This window comes from Kitasatospora sp. MBT66, from assembly GCF_000710405.2.
GTDB classification, from domain to species: domain Bacteria; phylum Actinomycetota; class Actinomycetes; order Streptomycetales; family Streptomycetaceae; genus Kitasatospora; species Kitasatospora purpeofusca.
The window spans coordinates 124,664-124,976 of sequence record NZ_JAIY01000006.1 but is presented as its reverse complement, the minus strand read 5'-3'; the positions used below and the strand labels follow the sequence as shown (position 1 = coordinate 124,976).

The following is a 313-nucleotide window of genomic DNA, read 5'->3' as shown; positions in this document are numbered from 1 at the left end:
CTGCCGGTGGAGCCCGTCACCCTGCTGGTCGCCCGGACCAAGCCGGGCCGGCCCTTGGTGGCCGTGGCCGTCGACCCGTCGGCGGCCGAGGATCTGGACCAGCACCGGTTGCTCTCCCAGCTCACCCAGGCCACCGCGCTGGCACTGGAGGCCCTGCGCAGCCAGGCGGAGGAGCACGCCCTGGCGCTGACCCTGCAGCGGAGCTTCCTGCCCGCCCGGCTGCCCGCCACCGAAGGCGTCGACCTCGCCGTCCGCTACGAACCCGCCTCCGACCGCAGCGAGATCGGGGGTGACTTCTACGAGGCCATCGAGA

At 73.8% G+C, this 313-nt stretch carries 1 pseudogene; it reads left to right on the top strand.

What is annotated here, in order from left to right:
* Positions 1–313 (top strand): annotated as a pseudogene (locus BI06_RS13100) (hypothetical protein); the annotation flags it as partial.